Genomic DNA, 18,974 nt, shown 5'->3' on the forward strand with positions numbered 1-18,974 from the left:
GCCTCGGCGCCCGCGTCAGCGGGGTGAGCCTCGGCGCCCGCGTCAGCGGGCCATGATCAGGCTCATCGCCTCGTTGCGCGTCGCCGGGTCCCGCAGCTGCCCGCGCACCGCGGACGTGATCGTCTTCGCGCCGGGCTTGCGCACGCCGCGCATCGTCATGCACATGTGCTCGCACTCGACGACCACGATGACTCCGCGCGGCTCCAGTATCTCCATCAGGGAGTCGGCGATCTGCGTGGTCAGCCGCTCCTGCACCTGCGGGCGGCGGGCGTAGACGTCCACGAGCCGGGCGAGCTTCGACAGGCCGGTGATCTTGCCGTCGTGGGACGGGATGTAGCCGACGTGCGCGACGCCGACGAAGGGCACCAGGTGGTGCTCGCAGGAGCTCATGACCTCGATGTCCTTGACCAGGACCATCTCGTCGTGGCCCAGGTCGAACGTCGTCGTCAGGACGTCCTCGGCCTTCTGCCACAGGCCGGCGAATATCTCCCGATAGGCACGCGCGACCCGGCCCGGCGTCTCCTTGAGCCCCTCCCGGTCCGGGTCCTCGCCGACCGCGATCAGCAGCTCCCGAACGGCGTTCTCGGCCCGCTTCTCGTCGAACTCGCCGATCGAGCCCTCGCCGTCCAGCGTCACCGGGTCGGTCATCTGTGCCTCGTTCCTGGTTCCTGTGTCATGCGAACGGCCGAAAACAGCCGCGCCCCCCAGGCTAGAACCTGGGGGGCGCGGCATCCATTCCGGGCCTGGTGAGACGCCCGGGACGGGGTGCGGCTCAGCTCTCGGGGCGGTCCTCCGGAGCCACCTCGAGACCCTTCGCCTCACCCGTGCCGGTGGTGCTCGCCGCACCGGTCGCGCCGGCGGCCACCGCGGGGGTGGCGCCGTTCGCGCCGTTCGTCAGCGACAGCTCCTTGGGCGAGAGGACCGGCGGGCGCGTCGACGGCGTACGCCGTGTGGAGCCCGTCCAGGCCGGTCGTGCCGGGCGCTTGACGATCGGGGCGAAGATCTCCGCGATCTCCTCCTTGCCGAGTGTCTCCCTCTCGAGGAGCTGGAGGACCAGGTTGTCGAGGACGTCTCGGTTCTCGACGAGGATCTCCCAGGCCTCGTTGTGCGCGGTCTCGATGAGCTTCTTGACCTCTTCGTCGACCAGCGCCGCGACCTCTTCCGAGTAGTCCCGCTGGTGCGCCATTTCGCGCCCGAGGAACGGCTCGGTGTTGTCGCCGCCGAACTTGATCGCGCCCAGACGCTCGGTCATGCCGTACTGCGTGACCATCGCGCGGGCGGTGGCCGTGGCCTTCTCGATGTCGTTGGCGGCACCGGTGGTCGGGTCGTGGAAGACCAGTTCCTCGGCCGCGCGCCCGCCCAGCATGTACGCCAGCTGGTCGAGCATTTCGTTGCGCGTGGTCGAGTACTTGTCCTCGTCCGGCAGGACCATGGTGTAGCCGAGGGCGCGGCCGCGCGACAAGATCGTGATCTTGTGGACCGGGTCCGAGTTGGGGGAAGCCGCCGCGACCAGGGCGTGTCCGCCCTCGTGGTACGCGGTGATCTTCTTCTCCTTGTCGGACATAATCCGGGTCCGCTTCTGCGGGCCCGCCACGACGCGGTCGATGGCCTCGTCCAGCATGTGGTTGTCGATCAGCTTCTGGTTGCTGCGCGCGGTGAGCAACGCGGCCTCGTTCAGCACGTTCGACAGGTCCGCGCCGGTGAAGCCGGGCGTACGACGGGCAACCGCGCCCAAGTCGACGTCCGGGGCGACCGGCTTGCCCTTCTGGTGAACCTTGAGGATCTCCAGACGGCCCTGCATGTCCGGGCGGTCGACGGCGATCTGCCGGTCGAAACGGCCGGGGCGCAGGAGGGCCGGGTCCAGGATGTCGGGGCGGTTGGTGGCGGCGATCAGGATGACGCCGCCCTTCACGTCGAAGCCGTCCATCTCGACGAGCAGCTGGTTCAGCGTCTGCTCGCGCTCGTCGTGACCGCCGCCGAGGCCGGCACCGCGGTGGCGGCCGACGGCGTCGATCTCGTCGACGAAGACGATCGCCGGGGCGTTCGCCTTGGCCTGCTCGAAGAGGTCACGCACTCGGGACGCACCGACACCGACGAACATCTCGACGAAGTCGGAACCCGAGATCGAGTAGAACGGGACGCCCGCCTCGCCCGCGACGGCGCGCGCGAGGAGCGTCTTGCCCGTACCGGGCGGGCCGTACAGCAGCACGCCCTTGGGAATCTTGGCGCCGACGGCCTGGAACTTCGCCGGCTCCTGGAGGAACTCCTTGATCTCGTGGAGTTCCTCGACCGCTTCGTCGGAACCCGCGACGTCGCTGAAGGTCGTCTTCGGAGTGTCCTTGGTGATGAGCTTCGCCTTGGACTTGCCGAAGTTCATGACCCGGCTGCCGCCGCCCTGCATCTGATTCATCAGGAACAGGAATACGACGACGATGAGAACGAAGGGGAGGAGTGACAGCAGGATGCCGACGAAGGGGTTCTGCTTCGACGGGGAGACGGTGTAACCGTCCGGGATCTGCTTGTCCTCGTACTTGGCCTGCAGCGTCTTGGCGAGCTCGACGCCCTGGTCGCCGATATAGCTCGCCTGGATCTTGCTGCTGCCCTTGACCTTCTGACCGTCCTTGAGCTCCACCTTGATGGTGTGATCGTCACCGGTGGTGAGCTTGGCCGACTCGACCTTGTTGTCATCGATGGCCTGCACGACCTGGCCGGTGTCCACCGTCTTGTAGCCGCCGGACGAACCGACGACCTGCATCAACACGACCACGGCAAGGACGGCCAGCACGATCCACATGACTGGCCCACGGAAGTATCGCTTCACGTCCATCCACACGGAGCGATTGCCGCTCCGTACCTCCTGCCATAGTGAGTTTGATAAAGACTGTTCTTCGGACGGTACCCCAGCATTGTCACCCGAAGCCGCACGGGACGGCTGGCAATCCCGCCTTCGCATGCTCCAACGGCGGGAAACGCCTGAGGGTTCCCGGGCGGCTCAGGAGCGTCTTATGCCCCCGGGGCCGTCGTGTGCGAGTCGTCAGCCGCCGTACACATGCGGGGCGAGCGTGCCGACGAACGGCAGGTTGCGGTACTTCTCCGCGTAGTCCAGGCCGTACCCGACGACGAACTCGTTCGGGATGTCGAAGCCGACCCATTCCACGTCGATCGCGACCTTGGCCGCCTCGGGCTTGCGCAGCAGCGTGCACACCTTCAGCGAGGCGGGCTCGCGCGAGCCGAGGTTGGAGAGCAGCCAGGACAGCGTCAGGCCCGAGTCGATGATGTCCTCGACGATGAGGACGTGCCGGCCCTTGATGTCGGTGTCGAGGTCCTTGAGGATGCGGACCACGCCGGAGGACTGCGTACCGGCGCCGTACGAGGACACCGCCATCCAGTCCATCGTGAGCGGCGTGGACAGCGCGCGCGCCAGGTCCGCCATGACCATCACGGCGCCCTTGAGCACACCGACGATCAGCAGGTCCTTGCCCGCGTACTCCGCGTCGATCTTCGCGGCCAGCTCGGCCAGCTTCGCGTCGATCTCTTCTTTGGTGATGAGCACCGACTGAAGGTCGGTGCCCATGTCTTTCGCGTCCACCCGCATCACTTTCGGTCGTCCCACCGGCCGGTCGGGAAAAACGGTCCCGCGTCAGCCTTGCCGGATGACCAGTCTGCCACCCTGCCGCTGTGCGACGACTTTGCCCGGGAGATTGATGGCCCCCTGTCCGCGCCAGCCCGTGATCAGCCGGTCCACCTCTTCGATGTGCCGGGCGAACAGCGCGCCGGCCGGCGCGCCCGCCTCGATGGCCGCGCGGCGCACGATGCGGCGGCGCACCGCGGGCGGCAGCGCGAACAGCTTGGCGCACTCCAGGAGCCCTTTGGCGTCCCGCACGGAGGCCTCGGCCTGAGCGGCCCACGCGTCCAGGGCGTCGGCGTCGTCACGGGAGAGCTGCGCGGTGCGCGCGAGGGCTTCCACGACCCCCTTGCCGAGCGCCTTCTCCAGGGCGGGCAGGCCTTCGTGTCGCAGTCGCGAACGGGTGTAGGCCGGGTCCGTGTTGTGCGGGTCGTCCCAGACCGGCAGGGACTGGACCATGCAGGCCTTGCGCGCGGTCTGCCGGTCCAGGTGCAGGAACGGGCGGCGGTAACGGCCGTCGGCCCCCGAGACCGCGGCCATGCCCGACAGCGAGCGGATGCCCGAGCCGCGCGCGAGGCCGAGCAGGACCGTCTCGGCCTGGTCGTCGCGGGTGTGGCCGAGCAGGACGGCGACGGCGCCGTGGCGCTCGGCCGCCTCGTCCAGCGCGGCGTACCGCGCGTCGCGGGCGGCGGCCTCCGGGCCGCCGTCACGGCCCACGTGCACCACGAGGGACTCGATGGGGTCGAGGCCGAGCGCGGTCATGCGGGCCACGACCTCGGCCGCGCGCAGGTCGGAGCCGGGCTGCAGACCGTGGTCGACGGTCACGGCGCCGGCGCGGATGCCGAGCTTCGGGGCCTCGAAGGCCAGTGCGGAGGCGAGCGCCATGGAGTCGGCGCCGCCGGAGCACGCGACGAGCACGAGCGGCGTCGGCGACTGCTCGTGTGCGGGGTGCGGGGTGACCGGGGTGTGGGGGGTGCCCGGCGTGCCCTGGGCGCGGGGGGTGCCCGGGGCGTCGGGGGCTTGGGGGGTGTGGGGGGCGTGCGGCGGGGGGAGCTCGCGCCGGGTGGCCACGTCGGTCAGTACGTCGTGAAGTACGCGGCGGACCGCCAGGCGTATCGCCGCGACCGCAGGATGGGGACCCATTCCGGTTGGTTCCCTTCATGAAGTTCGGGGGGTGAGCCTCGGATCAGTCACTCAGAGTGTGTCGATGGTGACAGAACCGAGCCGTTACCCGAGCATTGCACGCCTACCCATGGCTCACGGTCCCTCGGACGGGTGATTGCGGGGGCGTTCTCCTGCCGTCGGCCGCATCTGTTCGCTCAGTCTGCCTTACGGTGCACCCGCGCGACCCAGTCCGCCGGTTTGGCGATCTCCGCCTTGGTGGGAAGCGTGTTCGGAGAGGTCCACACGCGGTTGAAGCCGTCCATGCCGACCTCTTCCACCACTGCCCGCACGAAGCGCTCGCCGTCGCGGTACTGCCGAAGCTTGGCGTCGAGGCCGAGCAGCTTGCGCAGCGCCTGGTCCAGGCGGCTCGCGCCCCGCTGGCGGCGCTCCTTGAACTTCTCGCGGATCTCGGTGACGGACGGCACGACGTCCGGTCCTACGCCGTCCATCACGAAGTCCGCGTGGCCTTCGAGCAGGGACATCACCGCGGTCAGGCGGGCCAGGATGTCGCGCTGGGCGGGGGTCTGGACCAGCTCCACGAAGGAGCGGCCGCCGTCGTCGTCCTCGCCCTCGGGGCGGCCGCCCGCCAGGCTCTGGGCCGCCTCCCGAATGCGTTCGAGGACCGTCATCGGGTCGACGTCCGTCTCGCCGAGGAAGGACTGGATCTCACCCTCAAGGTGGTCGCGCAGCCACGGCACGGACGAGAACTGGGTGCGGTGTGTCTCCTCGTGCAGGCACACCCAGAGCCTGAAGTCGTGCGGGTCCACGTCCAGTTCGCGCTCCACGTGGACGATGTTCGGGGCCACGAGGAGGAGGCGGCCGCCGCCGTTCGCGCCCGCCGGGAGCTCGCGGGTCGCTGGGGCGAAGGTCTCGTACTGTCCGAGGACGCGGGAGGCGAGGAAGGACAGGAGCATGCCGAGCTCGACGCCCGTCACCTTGCCGCCGACCGCACCGAGGACGGCGCCGCCGGGGCCGCTGCCGCGCCGGTCCTTCATCTTCTCCAGGAGCGGCTTCAGGACCTCCCGGAAGCCCGCCACATTCGCGCGCACCCAGCCCGCGCGGTCCACGACGAGCACGGGGGTGTCGTGTGTGTCCTCCGTGCCCATCCTCGTGAACGAACGGACGTGCTCCTCCGAGGACTTGGCGTGCCGGCGCAGCTCCGCGACGACCGCGCGGGCCTCGTCCCGGCTCACCTCCGGGCCCGGCCGCACGAGCCGGGTCGCGGTCGCCACCGCGAGATTCCAGTCGACCATCTCCGCACCACCGAGGCTCGTCATGCGGTCAACGGTACGTGGTCGGCTGCGCCTGCGTACGGGGTTGGGGGCGCCGTTGTCCGGCCGGGCGGGGCCGTCGGAGGCCGGCGGGGCGCCGGGGTGCCCGCGTGAGTCAGGCGCCCCTCGCGGCCAGTGCCGAAGCCATCGCGTCCAGGGTGGACTGTGCCCCCTGGGGGTCCGTCGTGCCGGTCGTCATGAAGGCGAAGGCCAGGAGGCGGCCGTCGGCGTCGACCACGGTGCCCGCGAGGCTGTTGACACCCGTAAGGGTGCCGGTCTTGGCGCGGACGACGCCCGTGCCGACGGACGCGTCCGGGTAGCGGTCGACGAGGGTCCCGGTGAAGCCCGCCACGGGCAGCCCGGTCACCACGGAGCGCAGCTCGGGCCGCCCGGGTCCTGAGGCCCGCTTCAGGAGCGCGGCGAGCAGCTTCGCGGTGAGCCGGTCATCCCGGTCGAGCCCGCTGCCGTCGGCGAACACGGCCCCGTCCAGCGGCAGTCCGAGCTTGTCGAGGCGCGCCCGCACCGCCCTGGAGGCCCCGGCGAAACTGGCGGGCTCGCCCCCGTCGACCGCCGTCTCGCGGGCGAGGGCCTCGGCGATGTCGTTGTCGCTGTGCGTCAGCATCCGCTCGACGAGGGCGGACAGCGGCGCCGACCGGGTCCGCGCCAGCTCGTCGGCGCCCTTGGGGGCCTGCCCGGGCGCCGGGTCGGCCTTGAGCCCGATGCCGCGCTCGCGCAGCAGGTTGGCGAAGTTGTGCGCCGCGTCCCGCGCGGGCTCGGCGGTGCGCGGCGCGGGCCCCGAGGAGGAGCCGTCGAGGCGCCCCTCGTCGGCCATGAGGGCGCTGACGGGCGCGATGTTCTCGTTGGGCCCGATGGGGTGCTGCGGCGGCCCCGAGTAGCGCGAGGTGTCGTACGAGAGGGAGACGTCCTGGTCGGCGCCGCGCTTCTTGAGGGCCTTCGCCGTGTCGTCGGCGAGCTCGCGCAGGCTGGCCGAGCCGGCCACGTACCGCCCCTCCCCGCGCGCGGTCAGCGTCGGGTCGCCGCCGCCCACGAGGACGACGTTCCGGGAGTCGGGCTCGACGACCGTCTTCGTGGTGAGGCGGTGGTCGGGGCCGAGGGCCGACAGGGCCGCGACCGCCGTGGCGATCTTCGTGGTCGACGCGGGCGTCAGCGGCTGCCGCGCCCCCTTGCCGTACAGCCGCTTGCCGGTGGCCACGTCCACGACCACCGCCGACCGCTCGGGGCCGAGCTTCTTGTCGTCCATGAGGGGGCGCAGGACGTCCGCGAGCCGCGGGCCGCCGGACTCCGGCGCGGTGCGGGCGGAACGGCCGAGTCCGGCGAGCACGGAGGGCGCGCTCGGCGCGACGTCCGGCGCCCCGCGCCCCGGTCCACCGGCGTGATCTGCACCACCCCCGGCTTCCCGGGAAGCCGCCAGCTCCCGCTCCGCCGTACGCTGACCCGAGGAGTCCCAGGGGCCGGCCGCGGCGATCGCCACGGCCGCGACGACGAGGCCGACAGCGGCCGAGACGGCCGTGAGCTGCCAGGTCCTGAGTTTCGCGGGAGGCTTGACGGCAAGCCGCCTCAGAAGCTGCAGCAGCCGCCGAAGCTGCTGCACAGGCTTGCGCTCGTCCACGACGACCTGCCCCTTTCGCGATCACACATCTGCGTGAGGGACACTTAACCACCCGAAGTATGTGCTGATCATGGAGGAGCCACCCGTGGAGTTCGACGTCACCATCGAGATTCCGAAGGGTTCGCGGAACAAGTACGAGGTCGACCACGAGACCGGCCGCATCCGCCTGGACCGTCGACTCTTCACGTCCACCAGCTACCCGGCGGACTACGGCTTCGTCGAGAACACCCTCGGCGAGGACGGCGACCCGCTGGACGCACTGGTCATTCTTGACGAGCCGACCTTCCCTGGCTGCCTCATCAAGTGCCGCGCGATCGGCATGTTCCGGATGACGGACGAGGCCGGCGGCGACGACAAGCTGCTGTGCGTGCCCGCCTCGGACCCGCGTGTGGCGCACCTGCGCGACATCCACCACGTGTCCGAGTTCGACCGCCTGGAGATCCAGCACTTCTTCGAGGTCTACAAGGACCTGGAGCCCGGCAAGTCCGTCGAGGGCGCCAACTGGGTCGGCCGCACCGAGGCCGAGGCCGAGATCGAGGCCTCGTACAAGCGTGCCGAGGCGCAGGGCGGTCACTGAACCTGAGCCGCTGACGACGGGCCGCGTGACCCCCACCAGGGGCACGCGGCCCGTCCGCGTATGCGCCGCGAACGCCTGCGCATACCGGCGTACGTCGTGCGCATACTGACGTACGTAGGGTGCGCACGACACGTACGTACACAGGATCGGGGCATTGGTGGCTGAACCGGAGGAGGAAGGCAAACCGCAGTCGGACGAGGCGCACAGCGCCTTCGCTCCGGTGGGCGGCGTCGGCCAGTCGCCCGCGCCCGAGGAGGACCACCCCTCTTCGGAGTTCACGATTCCCTCCGGCCTGAGGATCCCGCCGACGCCCGAGGACACGGAGTCCTCGGCGTTCACTCCGCCCGAGACGTACGACGCCCGGCAGCCGCCGCCCGCCTTCACACCGCCCACCGGGGTGCCCGTGGTCCGGCTGGTCAAGGAGGCGCCCTGGCAGGACCGGATGCGCACGATCCTGCGCACGCCGGTGGCCGAGCGCCCGGCGCCGGAGCCGACGCAGAAGCACGAAGAGGAGGAGGGGCGCGCCGTGCCGCGCGTCCTGGACCTGACGCTGCGCATCGGCGAGCTGCTGCTCGCGGGCGGCGAGGGCGCCGAGGACGTGGAGGCGGCGATGTTCGCCGTCACCCACTCGTACGGCCTCGACCGCTGCGAGCCGAACGTCACGTTCACACTGATCGCCATCTCGTACCAGCCCTCGCTGGTCGACGACCCGGTGACGGCGTCACGGACGGTGCGCCGCCGGGGCACGGACTACACCCGCCTGTCGGCCGTCTACCGGCTCGTGGACGACATCAGCTCCGAAGAGGTCGACGTCTCCCTGGAGGAGGCCTACCGGCGCCTCGCCGACCTCCGCCGCAACCGGCACCCCTACCCGGGCTGGGCGCTGACGGCCGCGGCCGGACTGCTCGCCGGTTCGGCGTCGGTGCTCGTCGGCGGTGACGTCCTGGTGTTCGTGGCGGCCGCGCTCGGCGCGATGCTGGGCGACCGGCTCGCGTGGCTGTGCGCGGGGCGCGGGCTGCCGGAGTTCTACCAGTTCGTGGTGGCGGCGATGCCCCCCGCCGCGATGGGCGTGGCGATCAGCCTGCTCGACCTGTCGGACGTGAAGGCGTCCGCGGTGATCACCGGTGGCCTGTTCGCCCTGATCCCCGGGCGGGCGCTCGTCGCGGGCGTCCAGGACGGACTGACCGGCTACTACATCACCGCCGCGGCCCGGCTCCTGGAGGTCGGGTATCTGATCGTCGGCATCGTCTGCGGCGTGCTGATAGTGCTCTATCTGGGCGTGACGCTGGACGCGGGCCTCAACCCGGAGACGTCGATCCACTCCAGCGACCGGCCGTGGATCCAGATCCTCGCGTCCATGGCGCTGAGCCTGGCCTTCGCCATCCTGCTCCAGCAGGAACGTTCAACCGTGCTCCTGGTGACGCTGAACGGCGGTGTCGCCTGGGTGGTGTTCGGTGCCCTCGCGCGGGCCGGCGGCATCTCGCCGGTGGCCGCGACGGCGGTCGCGGCGGGGCTCGTGGGCCTGTTCGGGCAGCTCCTGTCGCGCTACCGGTTCGCGTCCGCGCTGCCGTACGTGACGGCCGCGATCGGGCCGCTGCTGCCCGGTAGCGCGACGTACTTCGGGCTGCTCGAGATCGCCCGGAACAATCTGAACCCCGGGCTCGCCTCGCTCTCCAAGGCGGCGGCGCTTGCCCTGGCCATCGCGATCGGCGTGAACCTGGGCGGCGAGCTGTCCCGGCTGTTCCTCAAGGCGCCGCGGGCGGCCGAGGGCCCGAAGGGGCGCCGCGCGGCCAAGCGGACGCGCGGCTTCTAGGACGTCTTCCCGTACCTGTCGGCCTGGTACCTGTCGGCCTAGTACCTGTTGGCCTGGTGGCCGCCCTGCTGGGGGTACTCGTCCGGGTACTGGGCCTGCTGGTCCGGGTACTGCTGACCGTCTGCAGGGGTGGCGTACTGGCCGTCGTAGTGGCCTTGGTGCTGCTGGCCGTCGTACTGGCCTTGGTACTGCTGGCCGTTGTACGGGTCCTGGTACTGCCCGCCGTCCGCCGGGCCGCCGTACTGCGGCTGCTGGGCGTACTGGTCCGGGTACTGCGGCTGCTGGGGGTACTGGCCCTGGTAGTAGGGCTGCTGCGGCTGCTGGGCCTGGTACTGGCCGTCCGCCTGCCCGCCGTACTGGGGGTGCTGGGCGTACTGGTCCGGGTACTGCGGCTGCTGGGGCTGGTACTGCTGGTCGCCCTGGCCGCCGTACTGGCCGTACTGGCCGCCCTGCTGCCCCGCGTACGGGGACTGGGGCTGCTGGGCCTGGAACTGCTGGCCGCCGACCGCCGGGCCGTCCTCCTGGACCTGGGCCTGGGCCGGGCCCTGGGCGGCCGCCTTCTTGCTCTTGCTCCGCGCCCGCAGGAACTCGACGATGATCGGGATCACCGAGATGAGGACGATCAGGATCAGGATCGCCTCGATGTTCTTGTGGACGAACTCGTGCTTGCCGAGCCAGGCGCCGAGCAGCGTGACGCCCGCGCCCCACAGGATGCCGCCGAGGATGTTGAACGTGATGAACGAGCGATAGCGCATGCCGCTGACGCCCGCGATGATCGGCGTGAACGTCCGCACGATCGGCACGAAGCGGGCCAGGACCAGGGACTTCGGGCCGTGCTTCTCGAAGAACTCGTGGGCCTTGACCACGTTCTCCTGTTTGAAGAGCTTGGAGTCCGGGCGGTTGAAGAGCGACGGGCCGACCTTCTTGCCGAAGAGATAACCGGCCTGGTCACCGGCGATCGCGGCGATGCAGATCAGGACGCAGGTCAGCCACAGCGGGGTGTCCAGCTTGTTCGTCGTGATCAGCAGGCCGGTGGTGAACAGGAGCGAGTCACCGGGCAGGAAGAAGCCGATGAGCAGGCCCGACTCGGCGAAGACGATCAGCAGCAGGCCCCAGAGACCGAACTGGTTCAGCAGGTAGTCCGGATCCAGCCAGCTTGGTCCGAGCGCAAGCGTCGTCACGGTTCCGGGCTCCTGTGGGTGTGAGGAAGTGCGGCGGGTGGGGCTCTTCGGGGGCGGGCCGTGCGGTGTGATGACAGCGGCCGCCGCCCAAAGTTACCAACGCAGGGTGACACGGACAGGTTCCACCGGATGCCCAGGGGCGCACCCGGCTCACCCCGCCCCCCACCGACCGCGCCGGCCCGTCAGCCCGCGGACCCCCCGCGGGCCGCGTTCGCGCGCATCGCGTCGCGCATGTACACCGCCAGGCCCGGCCGGATGGCCTCGTACGTGGCCGTGAAGCGGGGGTCGGACACGTACATGTCGCCGAGGCAGGTGTGCAGCTCGTGCGCGCAGTCGTAGTAGCTGGAGGAGATGAAGCGGCGGTGCTCCTCCGCCACGTCCATCGCCTCGGCGGAGTCCGCGGGCACCCCGGCGGCCAACAGGTCGCCCATGCGCGCGTGGATGGCGTCGAGCTCCTCGGTCAGCCGCTTCCAGTCCTCCTTGGTGTACGCGGCGGTGCGGCGCTGCGACTCGGCGTACGCCTCGGTGTCGCCCCAGCGGCGCTCCACCTCCTCCGCGTGCTGGTCGGGATCGAAGTCTCCGAAGACCTCGAACTTCTCCTCGGGCGTGAGGTTGATGCCCATGCGTCTCGCCTCCATGGCGGTCTCCACGGCCTCGGCCATCTGCTGCAGCTTGGCGATCCGGGCGGTCAGCAGCTCGTGCTGGCGGCGCAGGTGCGCGCGCGGGTCCGCCCGGGGGTCGTCGAGCAGGGCCGCGACCTCGTCGAGGGGGAAGCCCAGCTCCCGGTAGAACAGGATCTGCTGGAGCCGGTCCAGGTCCGCGTCGCTGTAGCGGCGGTGACCGGCGTGGCTGCGCTCACTGGGCACCAGCAGACCGATCTCGTCGTAGTGGTGCAGCGTGCGCACCGTGACCCCGGCGAAACCGGCGACCTGTCCCACGGAGTAGCTCATGACCTCCGCCCTCTCTTTCTCGGTACGCCCCTCAGGCTGGGTCCTCACGTCACGTGAGGTGCAAGTCCGAAACGTGAGGTGCAAGTCCGAGCTCTCGGGCTTCTCGGAATCCTCGGGATGTTATGCCGCGTTTGTCCGCCTACAGTGACCGCGAGAACCGCCCGCCCCGAGCAACGGAGGCACCGCCATGTCGCTGCACCGTGGCACGGACGACCGCCGCGACGAGCGCCCGCTGTCCGTCAACCCGTTCTACGGCGAGGCGAACCCGGTCGGCGGCATGGCGCAGGCCCCGCCCAAGCACCGGCTCCCGCGGGATCCCATGCCGCCCGCGACCGCGTACCAGCTGGTCCATGACGAGCTGATGCTCGACGGGAACTCGCGGCTCAACCTGGCCACCTTCGTCACCACCTGGATGGAGCCGCAGGCCAGTGTGCTGATGGCGGAGTGCCGGGACAAGAACATGATCGACAAGGACGAGTACCCGCGTACGGCGGAGCTGGAGCGCCGCTGTGTGGCGATGCTCGCCGACCTGTGGAACGCCCCGGACCCGGGGGCGGCCGTCGGGTGCTCGACCACCGGGTCGAGCGAGGCGTGCATGCTCGCCGGGATGGCGCTCAAGCGGCGCTGGATGCGGCGGAACGCCGGCCGCTATCCCTCGCGCGAGGCCCGCCCGAACCTGGTGATGGGCGTGAACGTGCAGGTCTGCTGGGAGAAGTTCTGCACCTTCTGGGAGGTGGAGGCGCGCCAGGTGCCCATGGAGGGCGACCGCTTCCACCTCTCCCCCGAGGCCGCGGCGGCGCTCTGCGACGAGAACACCATCGGCGTCGTCGCCGTCCTGGGGTCCACGTTCGACGGCTCGTACGAGCCCGTGGCGGACGTCTGCGCGGCGCTGGACGCCCTCCAGGAGCGCACGGGTCTGGACATCCCCGTCCACGTCGACGGCGCCTCCGGGGCGATGATCGCGCCGTTCCTCGACGAGGACCTCGTCTGGGACTTCCGGCTGCCGCGCGTGTCGTCGATCAACACCTCCGGGCACAAGTACGGGCTCGTCTACCCGGGCGTCGGCTGGGCGCTGTGGCGTACGCCCGCCGAGCTGCCGGAGGAGCTGGTGTTCCGCGTGAACTATCTCGGCGGTGACATGCCGACGTTCGCGCTGAACTTCTCCCGGCCCGGGGCGCAGGTCGTGGCGCAGTACTACACGTTTCTGCGGCTCGGGCGGGAGGGGTACCGGGCGGTGCAGCAGGCGTCCCGGGACGTTGCGCGGGGGCTTGCGGAGCGGGTGGAGGCCCTGGGCGACTTCCGGCTTCTCACGCGTGGTGGTGAGCTTCCGGTGTTCGCGTTCACTACTGGGGCGGACGTTTCGGCGTACGACGTGTTCGATGTGGCTCGGCGGTTGCGGGAGCGGGGGTGGTTGGTGCCGGCGTACACGTTCCCGGCCGACCGGGAGGATCTGGCCGTTCTCCGGGTCGTGTGCCGGAACGGGTTCTCGGCCGACCTTGCGCAGCTGTTCGTCGAGGATCTCGGGCGGTTGCTGCCGGAGCTGCGGCGGCAGTCGGGTCCGCTGACGCGGGATCGGGGGGCGGCGACGGGGTTTCACCACTGAGGTGGGGGTGGGCGGGGTCCTGCCGGAGGCTCCCCAATCCCGCCCCTTCCCGTAACCAGGGGGCTGCCGCCCCCTGGACCCCCGTATCGCCGCTCCGCGGCTCGTCCTCAAACGCCGGACGGGCTAGAAAGGGCGGGCGGGTGGGATATAGCCCCTCCGGCGTTTGAGGAGCGGGGGTCCGGGGGCAGAGCCCCCGGTTTCGGGAAGGGGTGGGATGGGGGAAAGCCCCGCAGGGCCCTACTTGCTCAGCGCCCCGAACCTCCGCACCGCCAGCGGCAGGAACAAGGCCACCAGCAGCACCGGCCACACCACCGCGAGGAGGCCGGCGTGTTCGGCCGCCCAGGACGTGCCGGTCACCCCGGGCTCATTGCCGAAGAGATCCCGCACCGCCGTCCCCGTGGCCGACATCGGGTTCCACTCGACCACCGCCCCCAGCCAGTCCGGCATATTCTGCGGGACGGTGAAGGCGTTGGAGAGGAAGCCGACCGGCCAGACCAGGATCTGCACGGCCATCACCAGCTCCGGCTTGCCCGCGACCATCGCCAGGTAGATGCCGATCCAGAGCATCGCGAACCGCAGCAGCATGAGCAGGGCCATGGCCCCGAGGACCCCGGCGAGCGACCCGTGCCAGCGCCAGCCGATCGTGAGGCCGACGCCCATCATGACGACGAGGGAGGCGAAGGACTGGAGCATGTCCGCCACCGAACGGCCCACCAGGACCGCCCCGTTGGTCATCGGCATGGCGCGGAAGCGGTCCACCACGCCCTTGTTGAGGTCGGTGGTGACCGCGACCATCGTGGCGTCCAGGCCGAACACCATGGTCAGCGCGAACATGCCGGGCACCAGGAACTCGGCGTAGTCGCCCTCGATGCCCTTGCCGCCGCCGATGAGGTAGTTGAACATCAGCAGCATCATCACGGGGAAGGCGAGCCCCACGAAGACCTGCACCGGCTGCCGCGCCCAGTGGGCGAGCTCGCGCCGCGTCATCGTCCAGGAGTCGGTGACCGCCCAGCCGATCCGCGAGCCGCCCGCCCCGGACGCCGCCGCCACCGGCCCGCCGCCCGTCATCGTCGTACTCACACGGCCTCCTTCATCCGGTCCGTACCGTCCGCATCCTCCGTACGCCCCGTCAGGCGCAGGAACACCTCGTCGAGGGTCGGCCTGCGCACCGCGACGTCCTCCGCCTCGATGCCCTCCTCCTGGAGCGCCCGCACGACCCGGGTCAGCGCCTCCATGCGGTCGGTCACCGGCGCGCTGGCCAGGCGCCGGTCGGCGTCGACCGTCACGTCGTCGAAGTGGACGTCGGCGCCCGGCAGCAGCCGTGCCGCGCGCACCAGTTGGGCCCCGTCGCGCACCACGACGTCGATGCGGTCGCCGCCGAGCTTCGCCTTCAGGTCGTCCGCGGTGCCCTCCGCGATGACCCTGCCGTGGTCGATCAGGGAGATGCGGTCGGCCAACTGGTCGGCCTCCTCCAGGTATTGGGTGGTCAGGAGCACCGTCGTGCCGCCGCCGACCAGGGAGCGCACCGCGTCCCACACCTCGGCGCGGCCGCGCGGGTCCAGGCCCGTGGTCGGCTCGTCCAGGAACAGCACCGCCGGTTCCGTGATCAGCGATGCCGCGAGGTCCAGGCGGCGCCGCATGCCGCCGCTGTACTGCTTGACCGCCTTGCGGCCGGTGTCGCCGAGGCCGAAGCGCTCCAGGAGCTCACCGGCCCGCTCGCGCGCGTGGCGCGCTCCCAGGTGGTAGAGGCGGCCGAACATCTCCAGGTTCTGCCATCCGCTGAGCTCCTCGTCGACCGCGGCGTGCTGGCCGAGCAGGCCGATGCGGCGGCGCACCTCGCCCGCCTGCCGTCCCGCGTCGTACCCGGCGATCTCCACGCGCCCCTCGTCCGCCCGGAGCAGCGTGGCCATGATCCGCACCGCTGTGGTCTTGCCCGCGCCGTTCGGCCCGAGCACGCCGTGCACCGTGCCTCGCGCGGCCACCAGGTCGAGCCCGTCCAGGGCCCGCTTCTCGCCATACCGCTTCCGTGCTCCTTCGACGACGATCGCGTCCGTCATCCGTCTCCCTCCAGGCCATCTAGTCAAGATTGACTAGAGGGACGAAGGTAACCCCGGGCGGTCGGTTAGTCAAACTTGATTAACAGGGATTGAGGGTGAGCCGCGTCACAGCGAACGCAGCCTCCCGTGTGGCGTCAGCGGGCGTCCCCGGGGTGCTTCTCCCCCGTCGCGAACGGGTTCTCCTCGCCCTCCGCGAGCACCGCCACGAACGGCTCCCCCTCACCGGCGAAGACGTACGAGCCGTGCTCGATCCGCTCGATGAGGCCCTTGGTCCACTCCGCGCCCGCGTCGGCCGACATCACCCAGAGATTCATGATCTCCCCGATGTGGCCCAGCTGTTCGGGGCCGTCCTCCGGGGTGTAGTACTCCGTGACGGAGTGGCGCCAGCCCTCCAGGGCGCGCATCCGCTCCTTCAGGAGCGCGACGACCTCCTCGCGCGGCAGGTCGACCATGAAGCCGACCCCCGCCGAGAGCACGTCGGACTGCTGGTCGTGCGCGACGGTGGTCAGGGCGGCGCGGACAAGGGCGTGGAACTCCTCCATGCCCTTGTCCGTGATCTCGTACTCCGTGCGCGGCGGGCCGCCCGCGGCGGACGGCGCCGTCTCGTGCTCGAGCAGCAGGCCCTGCTTCGCCATCTGCTTCAGGGCGTGGTAGATCGAGCCCGGCTTGGCCTTGGACCACTCGTGGGCGCCCCAGTACTCCAGGTCGTTGCGCACCTGGTAGCCGTGCGCCCGCCCGTGCTGACGGACGGCACCAAGGACCAGCAGCCGGATCGCCGACATTCACCACACCTCTCCGAGACAGCCCCTCAAGCTGTTCAAGCCCTGCAAGCCGTTCAAGCCGTTCAAGCCGTTCAACACAGCCATTCAACTTTGACTAGCGTATCCCTGGTCCATCGCGACCAGCTCGAAGGCCGTCTTTCCGTCCAGGGACTCCCGGATGATGTCGGCGTGCCCCGCGTGCCGGCCGATCTCCTCGACCAGGTGCAGCATCAGCCAGCGCATCGACACCGCGCCGTCGTCGGGGAACCAGGGCTGGTCCGGCAGCGGGAAGGTGTCGTCGAGGCTCGGCACCGCGCGGATGAACTCCTCGGTCTCGGCGGCCACTTGCCGCCAGAAGGCGAGCACGTCGGCGAGCGTCTCGCCCTCGACGAGGCGGAAGCTGTCGGCCCAGGTCTCCTCGGTGCGCTGCCGCTCGTTGGGCTTCTGCTGGGCCAGGCGCAGCCAGTTCAGCTCGGTCTCGGCGACGTGCTTGACGAGGCCGCCGAGGGACAGCTCGCTGGCGCTCGGGCGGGCCGACGCCTGCTCGTCGCTCAGTCCGAGCACCGAGCGGCGGATGCCGCCGCGCTGGGCGTCTACGAAGGCGATCAGAGCGCCGCGCTCGTCGCCGGGGTGCTCCGCGTTGACGTGGGTGACCATGGTGTCCGCCTCTCTTCGCCCCCTGGGGGCCGCCGGGCTTTCCGACACCACAGACGCTACGGACCCTTGCGGACAGGTTCTGTCCGCAAGGGTCCGCGACATACGAGAAGAGCTCGCGAGAAAGGCGTACGCGACATCCGAACGGGAAGCGCGAGCTCCGAACGGGAAGCGCGAGCTCAGAACGGGAAGCGCGAGCGGCCGTACTGCACCGAGATCCACTTGTGGGTCGTGAACGCCTCGATCGTCGCGTCGCCGTTGAGGCGACCGATGCCCGAGTGCTTCTCGCCGCCGAAGGGCACGATCGGCTCGTCGTGCACGGTGCCGTCGTTGATGTGGATCATGCCGCTCCTGATGCGCTGCGCGAGCCGGACGCCGCGCTCGGTGTCGCCGGTGTGGACGGCGCCGCTCAGGCCGTACGGAGTGTCGTTGGCGATGCGGACGGCCTCCTCCTCGCCGTCGAAGGGCAGCAGGAGCGCGACCGGGCCGAAGATCTCCTGGCGCAGCACGGGCGAGTCGTCGGGCAGGTCGGTGAGGACGGACGGGGCGACCAGGTTGCCCTCGGTGCGGCCGTGCAGCAGGGCCTTGGCGCCCGCCTGGACGGTCTGCGCGACGAGCGACGAAACCCCGTCCGCCTGCGAGGAGTTGATGAGCGGGCCGATGTGCGTCTCCGGGTCCGCCGGGTCGCCGACCTTCAGGGACTTGACCTTGGCGACGAACTTCTCGGTGAACTCGGCCTCCACGGCGCGGTCCACGAGGATGCGGTTCGCGGCCATGCAGACCTGGCCCTGGTGCACGAAGCGGCTGAAGACGGCGGCGTCGACGGCGTAGTCCACGTCGGCGTCGTCGAGGACGATCAGGGCGCTGTTGCCGCCGAGTTCGAGGACGCAGCGCTTGAAGTTCTGGGCGCAGACCGTGGCGACGTGACGGCCGACGGCGTCCGATCCCGTGAAGGAGATGACGCCCGGCACCGGGTGCTCGATCAGCGCGTCGCCGATCTCCGCGATGTCCGTGATGACGACGTTCAGGACGCCCGGCGGCAGGCCGGCGTCCTCGAAGATCTTGGCGAGGAGGCTGCCGCCGAGCACCGGCGCGTTCTGGTGCGGCTTCAGGACGACGGCGTTGCCGAGCGCGATCGCGGGGGCCACCGACTTGATCGACAGCAGGAAGGGGAAGTTGAACGGGCTGATGACGCCGACGACGCCCACCGGCAGGCGGTAGAGGCGGTTCTCCTTGGTGTCGTCGGGCGAGGGGAGTATGCGGCCCTGCGGGGCGAGCGCGAGGTGTATCGCCTCGCGCAGGAACTCCTTGGCCAGGTACAGCTCGAAGCCGGCCTTGACGAGCGTGCCGCCGAGCTCCGCGACGATCGCCTCGGTGATCTCGGCCTCGCGGTCCTCGATGATCCGCAGGACCCGCTCGAAGACCGCGCGCCGGGCATAGGGGTTGGTCGCGCCCCATGCCTCCTGTGCGCGCTGCGCCGCCCGATACGCCTGGTCCACCTCGTCCGCAGTGGCGACCGTGATCGACGCCAGCTTCTCCCCGTTGTACGGATTGAAGTCGATGATGTCCCAGGAACCGGAGCCGGCCTTCCACTCACCGTCGATGTACTGGTGAGCCAGATCGGTGAAGAAGGACATGACGCGAGACCCCTTGCCGCAGAAGTGCAGACACCTGATTTCACGTCATCC

At 70.4% G+C, this 18,974-nt stretch carries 16 protein-coding genes; 3 read left to right on the forward strand and 13 right to left on the reverse strand.

The window, feature by feature from the left end; all coding sequences use genetic code 11:
* Positions 1-42: 42 nt before the first annotated feature.
* From folE to dacB, 6 genes are all read right to left on the reverse strand, one after another.
* The gene (folE, locus tag AC0KTA_RS16775) at positions 43-648 is read right to left on the reverse strand and encodes a GTP cyclohydrolase I FolE (protein ID WP_481055923.1); all 606 of its coding nucleotides are present in this window, start codon (positions 646-648) and stop codon (positions 43-45) included.
* Between the two features lie 124 nt (positions 649-772).
* Entirely contained in the window at positions 773-2,827 is a 2,055-nt protein-coding gene (ftsH, locus tag AC0KTA_RS16780) for an ATP-dependent zinc metalloprotease FtsH (RefSeq protein WP_481055924.1), read from the reverse strand.
* 207 nt (positions 2,828-3,034) lie between these two features.
* Positions 3,035-3,595 (reverse strand): hypoxanthine phosphoribosyltransferase, encoded by a 561-nt coding sequence (hpt, locus tag AC0KTA_RS16785; protein WP_016643984.1) that lies wholly within the window; start codon positions 3,593-3,595, stop codon positions 3,035-3,037.
* Between the two features lie 45 nt (positions 3,596-3,640).
* Complete coding sequence (gene tilS / locus AC0KTA_RS16790; RefSeq protein ID WP_481055925.1) at positions 3,641-4,768, reverse strand: tRNA lysidine(34) synthetase TilS; 1,128 nt, start codon at positions 4,766-4,768, stop codon at positions 3,641-3,643.
* Positions 4,769-4,944: 176 nt separating this feature from the next.
* Positions 4,945-6,066 carry a zinc-dependent metalloprotease gene (locus AC0KTA_RS16795; protein WP_481055926.1) on the reverse strand — a complete coding sequence of 374 codons (1,122 nt, stop codon included), beginning with the start codon at positions 6,064-6,066 and terminating at the stop codon, positions 4,945-4,947.
* 109 nt (positions 6,067-6,175) lie between these two features.
* Positions 6,176-7,690 carry a D-alanyl-D-alanine carboxypeptidase/D-alanyl-D-alanine endopeptidase gene (dacB, locus tag AC0KTA_RS16800; RefSeq protein ID WP_481055927.1) on the reverse strand — a complete coding sequence of 505 codons (1,515 nt, stop codon included), beginning with the start codon at positions 7,688-7,690 and terminating at the stop codon, positions 6,176-6,178.
* Positions 7,691-7,775: 85 nt separating this feature from the next.
* On the opposite strand from dacB, the gene AC0KTA_RS16805 reads away from it, so the two are divergent.
* Together AC0KTA_RS16805 and AC0KTA_RS16810 are read left to right on the forward strand one after the other, a co-directional pair.
* Positions 7,776-8,267 (forward strand): inorganic diphosphatase, encoded by a 492-nt coding sequence (locus AC0KTA_RS16805; RefSeq protein WP_481056450.1) that lies wholly within the window; start codon positions 7,776-7,778, stop codon positions 8,265-8,267.
* Between the two features lie 154 nt (positions 8,268-8,421).
* Positions 8,422-10,080, forward strand: a complete 1,659-nt coding sequence (locus AC0KTA_RS16810) for a threonine/serine exporter family protein (RefSeq protein ID WP_481055928.1) — start codon at positions 8,422-8,424, stop codon at positions 10,078-10,080.
* A 38-nt stretch (positions 10,081-10,118) separates the two neighbouring features.
* Here the strand turns inward: AC0KTA_RS16810 and AC0KTA_RS16815 are convergent, their stop codons facing one another.
* Both AC0KTA_RS16815 and AC0KTA_RS16820 read right to left on the reverse strand, forming a co-directional pair.
* Positions 10,119-11,261, reverse strand: a complete 1,143-nt coding sequence (locus AC0KTA_RS16815; protein ID WP_481055929.1) for a DedA family protein — start codon at positions 11,259-11,261, stop codon at positions 10,119-10,121.
* Between the two features lie 182 nt (positions 11,262-11,443).
* On the reverse strand, positions 11,444-12,211 hold the full coding sequence (locus AC0KTA_RS16820; protein WP_481055930.1) for a MerR family transcriptional regulator: 768 nt from the start codon (positions 12,209-12,211) through the stop codon (positions 11,444-11,446).
* Between the two features lie 187 nt (positions 12,212-12,398).
* Between AC0KTA_RS16820 and gad the strand changes: the two genes are divergently transcribed.
* Positions 12,399-13,814, forward strand: a complete 1,416-nt coding sequence (gad, locus tag AC0KTA_RS16825; protein ID WP_481055931.1) for a glutamate decarboxylase — start codon at positions 12,399-12,401, stop codon at positions 13,812-13,814.
* A gap of 237 nt (positions 13,815-14,051) precedes the next feature.
* Here the strand turns inward: gad and AC0KTA_RS16830 are convergent, their stop codons facing one another.
* The 5 genes from AC0KTA_RS16830 to AC0KTA_RS16850 all read right to left on the reverse strand — a co-directional run bounded on the left by AC0KTA_RS16830 (position 14,052) and on the right by AC0KTA_RS16850 (position 18,923).
* Complete coding sequence (locus AC0KTA_RS16830; protein WP_481056451.1) at positions 14,052-14,882, reverse strand: ABC transporter permease; 831 nt, start codon at positions 14,880-14,882, stop codon at positions 14,052-14,054.
* A gap of 8 nt (positions 14,883-14,890) precedes the next feature.
* Positions 14,891-15,871 carry an ATP-binding cassette domain-containing protein gene (locus tag AC0KTA_RS16835; RefSeq protein WP_481055932.1) on the reverse strand — a complete coding sequence of 327 codons (981 nt, stop codon included), beginning with the start codon at positions 15,869-15,871 and terminating at the stop codon, positions 14,891-14,893.
* A gap of 134 nt (positions 15,872-16,005) precedes the next feature.
* A complete protein-coding gene (locus AC0KTA_RS16840; RefSeq protein ID WP_481055933.1) occupies positions 16,006-16,653 on the reverse strand; it encodes a PadR family transcriptional regulator in 648 nt (215 codons plus the stop codon).
* Between the two features lie 84 nt (positions 16,654-16,737).
* The gene (locus AC0KTA_RS16845) at positions 16,738-17,289 is read right to left on the reverse strand and encodes a DinB family protein (protein WP_481055934.1); all 552 of its coding nucleotides are present in this window, start codon (positions 17,287-17,289) and stop codon (positions 16,738-16,740) included.
* 176 nt (positions 17,290-17,465) lie between these two features.
* Positions 17,466-18,923 carry an aldehyde dehydrogenase family protein gene (locus AC0KTA_RS16850; RefSeq protein ID WP_481055935.1) on the reverse strand — a complete coding sequence of 486 codons (1,458 nt, stop codon included), beginning with the start codon at positions 18,921-18,923 and terminating at the stop codon, positions 17,466-17,468.
* Between the last annotated feature and the right edge of the window lie 51 nt (positions 18,924-18,974).

Source organism: Streptomyces sp. Y309 (genome assembly GCF_056712025.1).

Excerpts from the sequence above, each read along its gene's own strand:
- folE (WP_481055923.1), bottom strand. The coding sequence starts at position 648 with ATGACCGACCCGGTGACGCTGGACGGCGAGGGCTCGATCGGCGAGTTC.
- ftsH (WP_481055924.1), bottom strand. The coding sequence starts at position 2,827 with ATGGACGTGAAGCGATACTTCCGTGGGCCAGTCATGTGGATCGTGCTG.
- hpt (WP_016643984.1), bottom strand. The coding sequence starts at position 3,595 with ATGCGGGTGGACGCGAAAGACATGGGCACCGACCTTCAGTCGGTGCTC.
- tilS (WP_481055925.1), bottom strand. The coding sequence starts at position 4,768 with ATGGGTCCCCATCCTGCGGTCGCGGCGATACGCCTGGCGGTCCGCCGC.
- AC0KTA_RS16795 (WP_481055926.1), bottom strand. The coding sequence starts at position 6,066 with ATGACGAGCCTCGGTGGTGCGGAGATGGTCGACTGGAATCTCGCGGTG.
- AC0KTA_RS16820 (WP_481055930.1), bottom strand. The coding sequence starts at position 12,211 with ATGAGCTACTCCGTGGGACAGGTCGCCGGTTTCGCCGGGGTCACGGTG.
- gad (WP_481055931.1), top strand. The coding sequence starts at position 12,399 with ATGTCGCTGCACCGTGGCACGGACGACCGCCGCGACGAGCGCCCGCTG.
- AC0KTA_RS16830 (WP_481056451.1), bottom strand. The coding sequence starts at position 14,882 with ATGACGGGCGGCGGGCCGGTGGCGGCGGCGTCCGGGGCGGGCGGCTCG.
- AC0KTA_RS16835 (WP_481055932.1), bottom strand. The coding sequence starts at position 15,871 with ATGACGGACGCGATCGTCGTCGAAGGAGCACGGAAGCGGTATGGCGAG.
- AC0KTA_RS16840 (WP_481055933.1), bottom strand. The coding sequence starts at position 16,653 with ATGTCGGCGATCCGGCTGCTGGTCCTTGGTGCCGTCCGTCAGCACGGG.
- AC0KTA_RS16845 (WP_481055934.1), bottom strand. The coding sequence starts at position 17,289 with ATGGTCACCCACGTCAACGCGGAGCACCCCGGCGACGAGCGCGGCGCT.
- AC0KTA_RS16850 (WP_481055935.1), bottom strand. The coding sequence starts at position 18,923 with ATGTCCTTCTTCACCGATCTGGCTCACCAGTACATCGACGGTGAGTGG.